This is a genomic window from Saccharicrinis fermentans DSM 9555 = JCM 21142 (assembly GCF_000517085.1).
GTDB classification, from domain to species: domain Bacteria; phylum Bacteroidota; class Bacteroidia; order Bacteroidales; family Marinilabiliaceae; genus Saccharicrinis; species Saccharicrinis fermentans.
Window position 1 is genome coordinate 5,005,015 of record NZ_KI912107.1, and the last position, 14,644, is coordinate 5,019,658.

Annotated in this window: 10 protein-coding genes; 9 read left to right on the top strand and 1 reads right to left on the bottom strand. The window is 36.9% G+C overall.

Translation table 11 applies throughout. From position 1 onward, the window contains the following. Positions 1-175: 175 nt before the first annotated feature. Positions 176-2,212, bottom strand: coding sequence for a M3 family metallopeptidase (locus tag CYTFE_RS0120675; RefSeq protein ID WP_235208316.1), 2,037 nt, complete (start codon positions 2,210-2,212; stop codon positions 176-178). Between the two features lie 422 nt (positions 2,213-2,634). Between CYTFE_RS0120675 and mce the strand changes: the two genes are divergently transcribed. The 9 genes from mce to CYTFE_RS0120720 all read left to right on the top strand — a co-directional run bounded on the left by mce (position 2,635) and on the right by CYTFE_RS0120720 (position 13,709). Then, on the top strand, positions 2,635-3,045 hold the full coding sequence (gene mce, locus CYTFE_RS0120680; RefSeq protein ID WP_027473381.1) for a methylmalonyl-CoA epimerase: 411 nt from the start codon (positions 2,635-2,637) through the stop codon (positions 3,043-3,045). Positions 3,046-3,169: 124 nt separating this feature from the next. Then, positions 3,170-4,729, top strand: coding sequence for an acyl-CoA carboxylase subunit beta (locus CYTFE_RS0120685; RefSeq protein WP_027473382.1), 1,560 nt, complete (start codon positions 3,170-3,172; stop codon positions 4,727-4,729). 89 nt (positions 4,730-4,818) lie between these two features. Further along, complete coding sequence (locus tag CYTFE_RS0120690) at positions 4,819-5,178, top strand: OadG family protein (RefSeq protein ID WP_027473383.1); 360 nt, start codon at positions 4,819-4,821, stop codon at positions 5,176-5,178. Positions 5,179-5,184: 6 nt separating this feature from the next. Further along, positions 5,185-5,607, top strand: a complete 423-nt coding sequence (locus CYTFE_RS0120695; protein ID WP_027473384.1) for a biotin/lipoyl-containing protein — start codon at positions 5,185-5,187, stop codon at positions 5,605-5,607. A 1-nt stretch (position 5,608) separates the two neighbouring features. Next, complete coding sequence (locus tag CYTFE_RS0120700; protein ID WP_044214046.1) at positions 5,609-6,859, top strand: sodium ion-translocating decarboxylase subunit beta; 1,251 nt, start codon at positions 5,609-5,611, stop codon at positions 6,857-6,859. Positions 6,860-7,686: 827 nt separating this feature from the next. Next, positions 7,687-10,932 carry a SusC/RagA family TonB-linked outer membrane protein gene (locus CYTFE_RS0120705; RefSeq protein ID WP_044262964.1) on the top strand — a complete coding sequence of 1,082 codons (3,246 nt, stop codon included), beginning with the start codon at positions 7,687-7,689 and terminating at the stop codon, positions 10,930-10,932. 11 nt (positions 10,933-10,943) lie between these two features. Next, on the top strand, positions 10,944-12,428 hold the full coding sequence (locus CYTFE_RS0120710) for a SusD/RagB family nutrient-binding outer membrane lipoprotein (protein WP_027473387.1): 1,485 nt from the start codon (positions 10,944-10,946) through the stop codon (positions 12,426-12,428). Between the two features lie 27 nt (positions 12,429-12,455). Then, positions 12,456-13,169 (top strand): BT_2262 family domain-containing protein, encoded by a 714-nt coding sequence (locus tag CYTFE_RS0120715; protein WP_027473388.1) that lies wholly within the window; start codon positions 12,456-12,458, stop codon positions 13,167-13,169. Between the two features lie 18 nt (positions 13,170-13,187). Further along, positions 13,188-13,709, top strand: coding sequence for a lipid-binding protein (locus tag CYTFE_RS0120720; RefSeq protein WP_027473389.1), 522 nt, complete (start codon positions 13,188-13,190; stop codon positions 13,707-13,709). The last annotated feature ends 935 nt before the right edge of the window (positions 13,710-14,644 follow it).

A 14,644-nucleotide genomic window follows, 5' to 3' on the forward strand; every position in this document is an offset into this window, starting at 1 on the left:
GTTTCTTTTGATGGCTGAAAATTAAATGTTATACAGAAAATAAAAGATGACAAAAATTAGGGTATAAAAAAGCTGTTATATTTAAATAACAGCTTTCTTATTTTATTTCAATCATGATGGCAGGTGGTTGATTGTTTGTCTGGGGCATGTTGCTTTCGGAGCTCCTTATGTGTGATTAAATCAAGCCTCGGTCCTTTAACAAAGCTTTCTCATCGGGTTCTGCGCCTCTAAATTTTTTGTATAGTACCATAGGGTCTTCTGTACCCCCTCTTTCCAGTATGTTTTTTCTGAATTTAGTGGCTGTTTCTTTGTCAAAAATACCATTTTCTCTAAAAGCCTGAAATGCATCAGAATCTAAAATGGCTGACCAAATGTAGGCATAGTAACCTGCGGAATAGCCGCCTGAGAAGACATGGTTGAAATATGTGCTTCTGTAACGACTTACTATTTCAGGGATCAAATTCATCTTATCCAGCGATTCCTTTTCAAATGTGTTGGGATCTATGGCTAAGGGTTCTGTGAGTGTGTGGTAATCCATATCCAAAATAGCTGCAGCTAAATACTCTGTTGTCATAAAGCCCTGATTGAATTTGGCGCTTTTCTGAATTTTAGCAATGAGTTCGTCGGAGATAACTTCGCCGGTTTGGTAATGCTTTCCGTATACTTTTAATAGCTCAGGTTGTGCTGCCCAATGTTCCATTACTTGCGAAGGTAGTTCTACAAAGTCTCTAGGTACCGATGTGCCCGACAGGCTGTAGTAGTGACATTTTGAAAGTAAGCCGTGGAGGGCGTGTCCAAACTCGTGAAATAGGGTAGTGACTTCGTCAAAGCTTAAGAGAGCAGGCGTGTCGTTAGTAGGTTTAGTGAAGTTACAAACCATGGTAATGATAGGTGTAATGCTGGCTCCGTTTTTAATTTCTTGTTTACGGTAAGAGCTCATCCAGGCACCGCCTCTTTTGCTCGCGCGTGGGTGAAAGTCCATGAATAAAATACCGATGTGTGATCCGTCGGCTTCTTTTACTTCATAGGAGATGGCATCGGGATGGGGAGTTGGAAGATCTGTTCTTCTTTCGAATTTAAGTCCGTAGAGATTATTCGCCGTATAAAATATTCCTTTTACCACATTATTTAGCTCAAAATATGGTCTTATCTCGCTTTCGTCTAAATCGTACTTTTCTTTTTTTACCTTCTCAGCGTAGTACCACCAATCCCAAGGTTGTAGTTTGAAATTTCCACCCTCGGCATCTATTAAACGTTGCATGTCAGCTAGTTCTTGTTTGGCTACCTTAAGCGATTTTTTCATTAAGGCCGCTAGTTTTTCGTTGACTGTTTCCGGTGTTTTGGCCATGTTTTGTTCTAAGATATAGGCAGCATGGTTCTTGTAGCCCAGTAATTGGGCTCTTTTAACACGTAGCGAGACTATTTTCTGGATGTTTTCTTTGTTGTCGAATTGGTTATTATTGTCGCCCCTGTTAATATATGCTTTAAATAATTTCTCTCTCAATTTCCTATTAGTCGAATACTGTAGAAACGGGGTTATGCTTGGACGTTGTGTGGTAAATGCCCATTTTCCTTCGTGGCCATTTTCCTGTGCTGTTTTGGCCGCAGCATCTATCTGACCTTTACTTAAACCTGCTAGTTCTTCTTTGTTATCGACAAGCATTATGTAGTTGTTGGTCTCGTTTAATACATTATCACCAAACTGTAAAGTGAGTATAGAAAGTTCTTCGTTGATTCTTCTGAACTCATCTTTTGATTCAGCGGGAAGGTTTGCCCCACCTCGAACGAATGCCTTATGTTTCTTTTCTAAAAGCATTGCCTGTTCTGAGGTTAAGTTTAGTTGGTCCTTGTTGCTATAAAGAGTTTTGATACGTGAAAATAGTGATTCATTTAAATAAATATCGTCGTTTAATTTGGATAATAAAGGTGCTACTTGTTGGGCAATTGCTTTTAAGGAGTCATTGGTGTTCGCTCCTGTAAGGTTGTAAAAAACACTGCTAACTTTTGTCAATAATGGATTGCTGTATTCTAAGGCCTCAATGGTATTCGCAAAAGTGGGTGTTTCCGGATTTTCTGCGATGGCCTTGATGTTCTGTTGTTGTTGTTTGATGCCGGCTTCAAAGGCGGGCATAAAATGTGCCGGTTTTATTTGTTCAAAGGGCGCAATCTCAAAGGGTGTGTTGTAGGCTTCTAATAATGGGTTTGTATCCATGGAAGGCTCTGTTTTGCACGCGCTCGTAAGAGTGAGTGCGAGTATTAAAATAAAAGTGATTTTTTGCATAATGCTTTATTTGTTTAAAGTTCATAGCAAAGATAGTTAATCTTAGGGCATTTTTTTATGAAGTTTTTTTGTTGATTCATTTTTTTTGCCACAATGAAGGGTTGGAGCTTTTGTTATATATGTTGGAGAATAACTCTTTTTGTATAAATAAAGAAAAAATTCTCTAATTATTTGGGATACAATTAGTTTACGATGTAATGAGGGGTTAAAATGTTGATAATTAACTTGTCACGGGCGTAATTTATGTTGTAAAACAATTTTTTTTAGGTGTTTATCATGCGATAGGTCGTTTATTAGTTTTATTTTTGTGGCTCAAAATTGTAGTACACAATAAATTTTAAATTTTTATAGATATGAAACCATCGCACATTGAGCACATTGGAATTGCGGTTAAGAGTTTAGATGAGGCTATTCCTTTTTATGAGAAAGCATTCGGATTAGAATGTTACGCTGTTGAGGAAGTTGCAGAACAGAAAGTGAAGACTGCTTTTTTTAAGGTTGGACAAACAAAAATTGAGTTGTTGGAATCTACAGATCCTGAAGGACCGGTGGGTAAGTTCATTGAGAAAAAAGGAGAAGGTGTTCATCACGTTGCTTTTGCGGTTGAAAACCTTGCAGAAAAATTAGTTTCTATTCAGGAAGCTGGAGTTAGAGTGATTGATAAGACGCCGCGCCAGGGTGCTGAGGGATTAAATATTGGTTTTTTGCATCCCAAATCAACTTTTGGTGTATTAACAGAGTTGTGCGAAGATCCTTCTAAATAAAGTAACATAGCGTAGAGAAGTTAAGCTGAGAAGACAGCTGTTTTGAGCGCTATTGTAATTTATGATGAATCTGTACACAAGGCAAAAGATGCCTAATGGTATATGAATTAGTAAATAATATTTCATGTCAAGTCAAGATAAAGTAAAAAAGTTAATAGACCTCAGGACAGAGGCTAAATTAGGTGGTGGTCAAAAAAGAATTGACAGCCAGCATGCAAAAGGAAAAATGACTGCTCGCGAGCGTATTGAAGCGCTTGTGGATGATGGTAGTTTCGAAGAATTCGATATGTTCGTTACGCATCGTTGTGTCAATTTTGGAATGGAGAAAAATAAAATACTAGGTGACGGTGTGGTTACAGGTCATGGTACCATAGATGGTCGTGTAGTTTATTTGTTTGCTCAGGACTTTACGGTATTAGGAGGTTCTCTTTCTGAGACTTTTGCACAAAAAATATGTAAGGTAATGGATATGGCCATGAAAGTGGGGGCGCCTCTTATCGGTATCAACGATAGCGGTGGTGCTCGTATTCAGGAGGGGGTTACCTCATTGGCCGGGTATGCCGAAATATTCCAACGTAACATTGAAGCTTCCGGTGTTATTCCCCAGATCTCTGCTATCTTTGGACCATGCGCCGGTGGTGCGGTGTATTCTCCTGCTTTAACGGACTTTATTATGATGACAGAGGATTCTAGTTACATGTTTGTGACAGGACCTAAGGTTGTTAAAACTGTTACTGGAGAGGATATTACGACCGAGGATTTAGGGGGAGCAGCTGTTCATGCTTCTAAATCAGGTGTGTCTCATTTTCAGTTAGAAAATGAGGAAGAAGGTATCTTATTAATAAGAAAGTTACTTTCTTACATGCCTCAAAATAACCTGGAAGAACCACCTATGGTTGAAACGAACGATCCTATTGATCGTATGGTGGATACCCTAAATGAGATTATTCCAGATAATCCTAATCAGCCTTACGATATGAAGGAGGTGATTTATGCCATGGCTGATGATGCAGAGTTTTTAGAAGTGCACCGCAACTATGCTAAAAATATTATCGTGGGATTCTGTCGTATGGGCGGTATGTCTGTGGGTGTTGTGGCTAATCAACCAAGTTTTCTTGCTGGTGTTCTTGATTGTGATGCGTCGCGCAAGGCAGCCCGTTTCGTGCGTTTTTGTGATGCCTTTAATATTCCTATTCTAACCTTGGTTGATGTTCCTGGATTCTTGCCCGGAAGTGGACAAGAGTATGCTGGTATTATTACGCATGGAGCCAAGTTAATGTTTGCTTATGGTGAGGCTACAGTTCCAAAAATAACAGTTACCCTTCGTAAATCGTATGGTGGTGCACATGATGTAATGAGTTGTAAACAATTGCGTGGCGACTTGAACTACGCATGGCCTACTGCTGAAATTGCGGTGATGGGTGCTAAAGGAGCTATCGAGGTGCTTGAAGGACGTGCAATGTCTAAAATAGAAGATTCTGCTGAAAAAGCTAAATATGCCGCGGATAAGGAAGCTGAATATACAGAGAAGTTTGCTAACCCTTATCAGGCAGCAGCTTATGGTTATATTGATGATGTGATTGAACCGAGAAACTCTCGTTTCCGTATTATTAGGGGATTCCAAAGTTTGCAAACGAAAAAATTAAGTTTGCCTCCTAAGAAGCATGGTAATATTCCATTGTAATAGATATATTTGCTAACGAAACCGGAAACATTTTAGTGTCCGGTTTCGTTAATGCTTAGACGGTTTTACAATAATAAAAACATATTGAGATGAATTTTTTAGCAGTAACCAGCGATACCTGGACTATAACGCTTTTGGGGTGGTTGATTGTATTTGCGGCTTTATTGTTCCTAGTAGGCATCTTTTTATTGGTTCCCAAAATTATTAAATGGGGCGTAAAAAGAAACTTGCGTTATCAAGGAAGAAATGCTGTGGATACAGAAGAGCACCTTGATATAACAGGTGAAACAAATGCGGCTATTGCCACTGCTTTGTGTTTGTTCTTTAACGAGATGCATGATGAAGAGAGTAACGTTATAACGATCAAACAAGTGCGACGACGTTATTCGCCGTGGAACTCAAAATTGTATGGTATGAATAATGTAGCTTACGATAAAAACAAGAGATAATAAGCAATGAGAAAATTTGAATTTACAATAGCTGGTAACCGATATAATGTAGATATCAAGGATTTTGAGGATTCTGTGGCTACCATTAGTGTGAACGGGACTACATACGAAGTAGAAGTTCATCAAGAAGTGAAAAAAAGTAAAACGCCTAAGTTGGTTCGTAAACCTGTTGAGCGAAAACCTGGTGAGGGTGCTGTGCCTCAAAAATCTACTGGGGCTGGATCTGTAAAGGCGCCACTTCCGGGTAATGTATTTAAAATTGGAGTGGCTGTGGGAGACTCTGTTAAGAAAGGTGATGTGTTGATGGTAATGGAAGCCATGAAGATGGAGAATAACGTGTTGGCAGAAAAAGATGGTGTGATTAAGTCTATTAAAGTGGGATTGGGTGATGCTGTGCTACAAAATGATATTTTAATAGAATTTGAATAGTATGAGGAAGCTAGTTATTCTATTTATAGTATTGGCTGTGGTTTTTGGAATTCAAATGATATTTGGATCTGATGTTATGGCAGCCATTGGTAATGTACCTGAGGGTGCAGATAGTGGTGCGTTAAATGGTCTGCGTAAATTGTGGGAATTTACTGGTTTTGCCAATGTTCAGTTAGGGCATTTGGTTATGATCGCTGTGGGTCTGTTCTTTATTTTTTTGGGTATTAAGTATAATTATGAACCACTATTGCTGATTCCTATTGGAACAGGTATATTACTTGGAAATATACCTTTTGTAGAGGGGTATAAAATTGGTTTGTATGAAGAGGGCTCAGTGTTGAGCTACCTCTACTTTGGGGTTAAGCAAGGTGTGTATCCGCCACTGATATTTTTGGGAATTGGGGCCATGACAGATTTTTCTTCGCTTATTTCTAATCCAAAATTAATGATTTTAGGTGCAGCTGCACAAATTGGTATTTTTGCGACATTCTTAGGAGCATCCGCACTTGGTTTTACGCCTCAAGAGGCTGGTGCTATTGGTATTATTGGAGGTGCAGATGGTCCTACGGCTATCTTTCTTTCGTCCAAATTAGCTCCAAGTTTAATGGGGGCTATTGCAATTGCCGCCTATTCCTATATGGCACTGGTGCCTGTAATACAGCCTCCTATTATGCGCTTAATCGTTCCTAAAAAAGAACGAGCCATAAAGATGAAACCTCCCCGAGCAGTTTCTAAAACAGAAAAAGTGTTATTTCCTCTGATAGGATTGTTGCTTACGACTTTTATATCGCCTTCTGCGTTACCTCTCCTAGGTATGCTCTTTTTTGGTAATTTATTGAAGGAATCGGGAGTGACTGAGCGGTTGGCTGATACAGCCCGTAATTCTATGATTAATATTGTTACCATATTGTTGGGCTTAACCGTAGGGGCATCTACGCAAGCGGATTATTTTTTAACAACCGATTCTTTGAAGATATTTGCATTAGGTGCCTTGTCGTTTATGGTTGCTACTGCTGGTGGTTTGTTGTTTGCCAGATTGCTTAATTTATTCCTCAGAAAGGATAATAAAATAAATCCTTTGATCGGTGCCGCTGGAGTTTCTGCAGTGCCGGATTCGGCTCGTGTGGTTCAGCATGAGGGTTTAAAGACCGATCCTAATAACCATCTGTTAATGCATGCCATGGCTCCCAACGTTTCGGGGGTGATTGGTTCTGCAGTTGCGGCTGGTATCATGTTAAGTTTTCTATTGTAAAAGATATATCAGTATTTTATTTTTTAAGGCTGTCCTTTTCCGGACAGCCTTTTTTTTCGTTAATTACTTGGATGAGTTTCAACGAGGGTGCGCTACCTATTGTTTTGTATACTGTTAAGGGGGAGAAGGTGTTTTGCTTTTTTTTAGCGCTTGCATTAATTTACAAAAATTAACAAAAAGAAATAAAAATTTGCATATGTGAAATTTTATTTTAATTTTGTATGAGTTTTGTCAAAGTATGATATATGGCGTAAAAAGTTTAAAAAAAACGTTTATTTAAATCTATACCCCCCTAAAATGTGTTTTTTCACTTATTAAAAATGAATATTTTTTTAACAGGTGTTATAAGTAGGGGTATTTGGAAAAATAATATAAATGTTTTAGCTTTGACCCTTGAAATAATAGTGTTGTTTGTTCGAAAATAGTGAAATTGGATGTGTGCGATGGATAGTGATAAAAAGGCTAATTTTAATAACGAATTGAAACAACTTGTATATTCCATTTGCTAAATTGTTACATGGTATCAAAATTAATTATATATTTGCCAATATATTTACGAATTATAAGTGTTCCCCCACTTTCGTAAATAATTTAACTCACATAATGAAAATACTAATTACAAAAACCTTTAGTCGTATGGAAGTCGAAAAAATAATCTCAAAACAATTTACTACTTAGGAGATATTCAAATGCTCCTTGAAGAGTTATCTGACACAATCGCTGTGTCTGGTTGAGAAATGTCGCGTACAGTTTTTTTTGTATGCTGTAGTTCTAAATAGCATTGTCTTTTAATAAATACACAATTATTAATTTAAACCTTTTGTTTTATGCGGAAATTAGCATTATTTCTGTCGTTGATTCTTTTTGTAGGATCACAGACTTTGACAGCCCAAACAAAAGCTATTGCAGGAAAAGTTGTCGACAATTTTGGCGAAGCAATTCCTGGAGTATCTATTGTAGTGAAGGGCACAACAATCGGGACTATTTCCCGTCCGGATGGTACTTATCAGTTAAATGTACCAGAAGATGCAGCGAGCATCGTTTTTACTTTTGTTGGAATGGCAACGCAGGAAGTTGCATTAACCGGCCAGTCTACTATTAATGTAACCATGGAGTCTGATTCAGAAGATATCGATGAGGTAGTGGTTACGGCTATGGGGATTAAGAGAAGTGAAAAAACCTTGGGATATGCTGCAACGACTGTTAATAATGAAGAATTAATTAAGGCTCGTAATACGAATGTTTCGAGTTCCTTGTCTGGAAAAGTAGCAGGAGTTCAAGTACAGACTAATTCTTCAGATCCAGGTGCTGCTTCATCTGTTGTTATTAGGGGCTTTAGTTCGATTAATGGAAGTAATCAGCCATTGTATGTTGTGGATGGTATACCTTTACAAAGTAGTACTCTAAACTTGAATGAATTAGATAAATCAGGTCAAGCTGTTAGCACGAGTGGATTGTCTAATGTGTCTGCTGATGATATTGAATCTATGACCGTTCTTAAAGGTGCAGCTGCAACAGCCTTGTATGGTAGTCGCGCTTCTAATGGAGTGATTATTATTACAACCAAAACGGGTAAGAAAGGTAAGGAAAAGAACTTTACGGTTACTTATAATGGAGGTCTTCAGTTTCGTGAAGTGTCATTATTACCTGATTTTCAAAATGACTTTGGACAAGGATGGAATGGCAAGCAGACCTATATAGAAAATGGTTCTTGGGGACCAGCTTTGGATGGATCCACTCAGGTTTACGGACCTATCTACAATAATGAACAATTAATTCATACTTATTCAGCAAAGAATGATAATGTGAAAGATTTCTTTGAAATAGGAGTTTCCCAAAGTCACAGTTTGTCTATTAGTGGGATCTCTGAAGATGAAAAGATGGATTACTACCTATCTTATGCGTATTCAAACGATGATGGTATTATGCCTTCAGATGCTGACTCATATAAACGGAATACGATTGCCTATCGTACTAATTATAAAGCGACAGAATGGTTGAAGATTTCATCTTCAGTGAATTTTGCTCGTTCTGAAACAGATTTAGTGAGTAGCTATCAAGGAACATCAGTTATTGATGGTCTTTATGAAATGCCACGTGATATTTCAATTGTAGATATGGAGGATACTTCTAGTCCTTTTAATCAGCCTCAGGCTTATTTTACGCCTTATGGTGTTACGAATCCATATTGGTCGTTAGAGAATAATTATAACCATCTTGATTCTAAACAGATATATGGTAAGTTGCAGTTGGATATTAATCCAATAAAAGATTTGACACTTACTTATAGGTTTGGTTTTGATTATAGTGATTATGATTTGAAAATTGGAACGCCTCAAATTGCTGTTGACGATGAGTTGATCAATGAAGATTATGGTTATTCGCCAGTGAATATGAACCAAGATGGTAATGTGTATGCGAGGTATCGTCGTTCTTATGAGTTGAATCATGACTTTTTAGCTAATTATGATACTAAATTTAATAATATATCATTTGCAGCTATTGGAGGTGTTAATATAAATGAAACGAGTGCCACAGCTTTAATTGGGCAAACAGATGTTTTGACTTTCGATACAGGTTTTTGGGATTTAAGTAATGGTTCTACTAAATCAACATTGGGGGAAGCTCAACAAAAAAAACGTGTAATAGGATTATTTGGGGATGCTACATTTGGTTACAATGAAATGTTATTCCTTAATTTAAGTGCCCGTAATGATTGGTCATCTACCTTACCGATTGATGATAATAGTTATTTCTATTATGGAACAACACTAAGTTGGTTATTCACAGAATTATTGCCTAGAAATAATGTCCTGTCTTTCGGGAAAATTAGATTGGCATATGGTAAAACGGGAAATGATGCAGATGTGTATCAAACGGGTACTCGTTATGTACAAGGATATGCTCATGGATATTATGGTTCTAATATTGCTTCATTTCCTATGAATAGTAGTAACTCATTTATTGCATCAACGATTGCAGGGAGTGCTACTTTAAGTCCTGAAATGACTACCGAATCCGAAATCGGAATGAATTTACAATTCTTAAATGGTCGTCTTGGTCTAGATGCATCTTATTACAATAGAAAAACTGATAAGCAAATTTTTGAGTTGCCAGTTGATCCATCAACTGGATATTCATATAATGTTTTAAACTTTGGAGAGGTAGAAAATAAAGGTTTCGAATTATTGTTGAGTACTACACCTATTAGGACTAATAATTTTAGATGGGATGTTGATGTTAACTTTTCAGTTAATAAAAACAAGGTACTTAGTTTACCTGAAAGCGTAGAAGGAGGTAAAGTGCAAATATATCGATTTGCTGCAGGAGATGATGCAGTTTATATGTATGCAGAGGAAGGTAAACCAATGGGACAGTACTATACATACTTGCCTCAATATGTTACTGATGATGAAAGTGAATTTTTTGGTAGTCCTATCGTAGATAGTCATGGTCAGCCAGTTTTAGGTGAGGATGTTGAAGATACTGGACGCGATATGAACCATGATTGGACTGGAGGTGTTAATACAACATTATCAGCCTATGGATTTTCTTTGAGTGCAGCATTGGATGTTCGTTATGGAGGTACTATGTTTTCACGTACTAAAAATTTGATGCAGTTTACTGGGAACGGGATAGCTACAACATACAACAATAGGAATCCATTTATCATACCTAATTCGGTTCAAGCTACCGATAATGGGGATGGAACAATGTCATATAGTGAAAATACGGAAGTTCTTAAGCTAAGCGATAGTAGTATTCAAGATTACTATAATAAATTTGGTTATGGAAATGGAGGCGAGGCCTATTTAGTGGATAGAACATATGCGAAAATTAGAAACATTACACTATCTTATAATGTTCCTAAGAAATGGTTGATGTCAACTCCTTTGAGTGATGTTTCAGTCTCTGCTTTTTGTAATAATGCTTTCATTTGGACTGCTGATGACAATTATTACGTTGATCCTGAAAGTAGCACAACAGGGACGGATTTAGAAGGACAGTTCGGTGAATTATACGTGAATCCCGCAAACCGTATCTATGGCTTTAACCTAAAAATAACTTATTAAATTTAGGACACATGAAAAATATTATATTCTTATTAATTTTTACATTAGGTATCACAGCCTGTGATGATTATCTTGATATTAATCAGGATCCTAACTCTCCGACTGAAGAGAATATTACTTCTGATATGGTATTGCCGGGTGTTGAAATGAACTTGGCATCCAGTTATGGTAACTTTCTTCGTATTGTAGGTGGGTATTATGCACAACATTATGCACATAACTTTGGGACAAGTAATTATCTTGACTATTCTGAGTTTAAAATGTCTGCGACAAGGTCAAGTGGGACTTATACTCAGTTGACTGCACGTGTGCTTAATAATATAAAAACTATTCTAAAATTGTCTGAGGAAAATGAGGAATGGGGTACTTATCTTGCTGCAACTACTTTGAGAGTTTTTACCTATCAGGTGTTGGTAGATTGTTATGGTGAAGTTCCTTATACAGAAGCTTTGGATATTACTAATCTCTCTCCAAATTACGATGAGGGCATTGATGTTTATAAAGCGATACTTGCAGAATTGGATAATGCTTTGTCATTAGTTAGCCCTACAGATGCTGTGGCAACTAATTTTCTTTTTGGTACAACAACTGCTAAAGAATGGATCTCATTTGCAAAGGCGCTAAAACTTAAATTGTTGATGAGGATGAGTAGTACTTCAGACGTTAGTAGTGAGTTAGCTGCTCTAATTGCTGAGGATGATTTCCCAACAAGTGATGTGTCTTATGATGATTGTTGGACAGATGAAACAGGTAAGGCTAGCCCGTTTTACCAAGAAGAGTATGCCAATTATTTCGGATCAACTCAAATTAATGTTATAGGAAATATTGCACTTATGCAAACTATGATTGATAGTAATGACGGACGTTTGAGTCAATTTTTTGAAAAAAGTGACAAGGGAGAATATAAAGGAGGTGTTTCTGGAACTAATTTTGGCACATCTACACAGTATAAATCTGATTATTTCTGCCGTCCTGTATTTACTTATGATATGCCCGTTTACTTAATTTCTGTTTCGGAAATAGAGTTCTTCTTAGCAGAATATCATGCACGTTTTGGAACTGAAGCGAATGCCAAAATGCACTATGAAAATGCTATAAAGGCTTCCTTTGAATCTGCAGGAGTGAGCGGAATGGCTGAAAATATTTATTCAGACACGTATCCATATGACCAAGCTAACTATAAAGAGTTGATTGGAATTCAAAAATGGATTGCGTTGGGAGGAACAAATAACTTTGAAGCGTGGTGCGAGATGCGTCGATTAAATTACCCAGCATTTGGTACAGTAACCGGTGATGCAATTTATGATGAAGGCAGCGATGTTTTCCAGCAAGATCTTTATGTTCCAGGCTCATTATATACGCCAATAAAAATGAATACAAGTTTAGGCGATAATGAAATTCTTCAACGGTTTCCTTATGCAGAAAGCTCTTCTAGTAGGAATAGTAATACCCCCGAATACAAAGGTGATGATAGCCCCGTATTTTGGGCCGAATAGATTTTAAATGGTTAAAATTTACGAAATATGAAAGATAAATTAATATTAAAAATATTTATAATTACGCTTATTTCTTTAATTAGTTTAAGTTGTGATGATGATTCGACAGGTGGGGAGACCGGTTTAACTGTTTACCCTACACTTGATTTGATTGGAGAGTCTTCTGTAATTATAGAAAAGGGAGTTGATTTCGAGGATCCTGGATATACTTCTTTCTTATCTGGTGAAGATGTTTCAGATGAGGTTATCGTAACTTCTAATGTTGATGTAAATGTTCCTGGTGTTTATTTAGTAACATACGAGATTACTAATTCAGATGGTTATCCAGTTAGTAAGAGCAGAACTGTTTATGTAGCAGATACTACACCTTCCGTTATTTCTACAAGTATGCACTCTGTACTAACTGATACGCATCGTATTAATCATGATTCTGACGATGCAAGAACTGATTTTGCGGGTTATGAAGTTCTGTTTTTACAGACAGAACCAGGCGTTTTCTATTGTTCTGATTTATTAGGTGGCTATTATGATCAAAGAGCTGGTTATGGATCGGGTTATGCAATGAATGGATATTTTAAATTAAATGAGGATAATACGATTTCTTTAATTAGTAGTTCTGTGCCATCTTGGGGTGACAGTGCAGATGGTATGAGAAATGGCTTCTATGATCCATCTACAGGTAACATAGCTTGGACGATTGATTATGCTGGCATTCTTGAGTTTAATATTATTTTTGATTAATGTAAAGCAGATTAAATTATGAAAAATATTTATATATATATATTATTTCTGGTTAGCTCCTTTTTGGTTGTTTCCTGTGATAAAGAAGATATTGGAGGAACGGCTACAGAATCTATGGCTGGAGAATGGTATGTTACAGCTGTAGCGATTGATGCTGATGGAGAAGTTGTCTATGAGGATGAAGATCTTTATAACCTTGGGTCTTTCCATTTAGATACTTACAATACTGCTGACAATGTTTCCAATGAAATGTGGATTAGCGATAATGGAAATTTCTGGGATTTTAAGGTTAAAGTCGATATATTAGATGATGAAGAAATGTTGTTTACTGTTGTTGATGGACAAAATGTGGCTTACGATAGTAAGGTCAGTATTTTGGGTGTAATACTACCTAATCAAGCTACTACTCCTTCTGGAATGCCGGCTGACAGTATTTCTTTTTTTGTTGAATTTGATGATGATACTAATCCTGCTACCTACGGTTTTGATTCATATAGAGTTGCGGGATATCGTTATACTGGATTAGCAGGCGATGAATAAATTTATTGTCTAAATCGTTGATTATTAATAGATAGAAATAATCTTAAATAAGGTTTAATAATGCAAATAGGGTAGGCTTAGCTGGTCTGCCCTTTGAAAAGAACTCCGTGTACGATAATATGTCGTGCTCGGAGTTTTTTATTTTCGTTTGCATAGGTCGGATCACGCACTAAAGTTGGGTATGTTAAAAAAGTATTTAGCTGTTACATAGAAACGGATAAAATATATTGTGCAAGAAGAATTATCATCGGTGCTACTGGCTTTATTTTTACCAGTAGGGTTATGAAGTTGGCGAGAGCTTATAAGATTGTGAGTTGTCGTAGTTGTTTAAGTTGATGAGTTGTGAGTTGTGTTTTTGAGATATTGGAAATCTAGGTTTAAAATATAAATCCAAGTAGAACATAGAAGTTTTCAGTTATATAAATCCATATTCAGACCTCTCTATTAATAGATATCTTCCATTTAGAAACTAAACTATCAATAAAACGACCGCTGGGTTGGCCAGGACAATAGCCGTGGACGGCGGTGGCGAGAGCTGTAACCCGGAAAATGCATTAGAAAATCTATTACGCCTTTAAATGGCTTCAAAAGAAGTCACGACGTTACTTTTCTTCAACTCACCATGGTAGGTACTATGTCCCGTCTCAGAAAAGTCTTCTTTTATTGCCATTTCAACGCTCATGATGAAGTTCTAATACATCATCTGGAATGCAATAGTAAAGGATTTCAGAAGGTAATTCAGAGGTGTTTTTGATGTAAAGTTCTTCTTGTTCAGAATGGCAAAAATATTTGCAAGACTGCTATAAACAACTTTATCCCCAACTTCTGGCACTGGTTTCATAGGTATGACTGTTACACCTGTATTATGACCGATTATTTATTTTTGTGTATCTATATTAATCTTGTAGTATTGATGTGTATCTATCATGTAATCA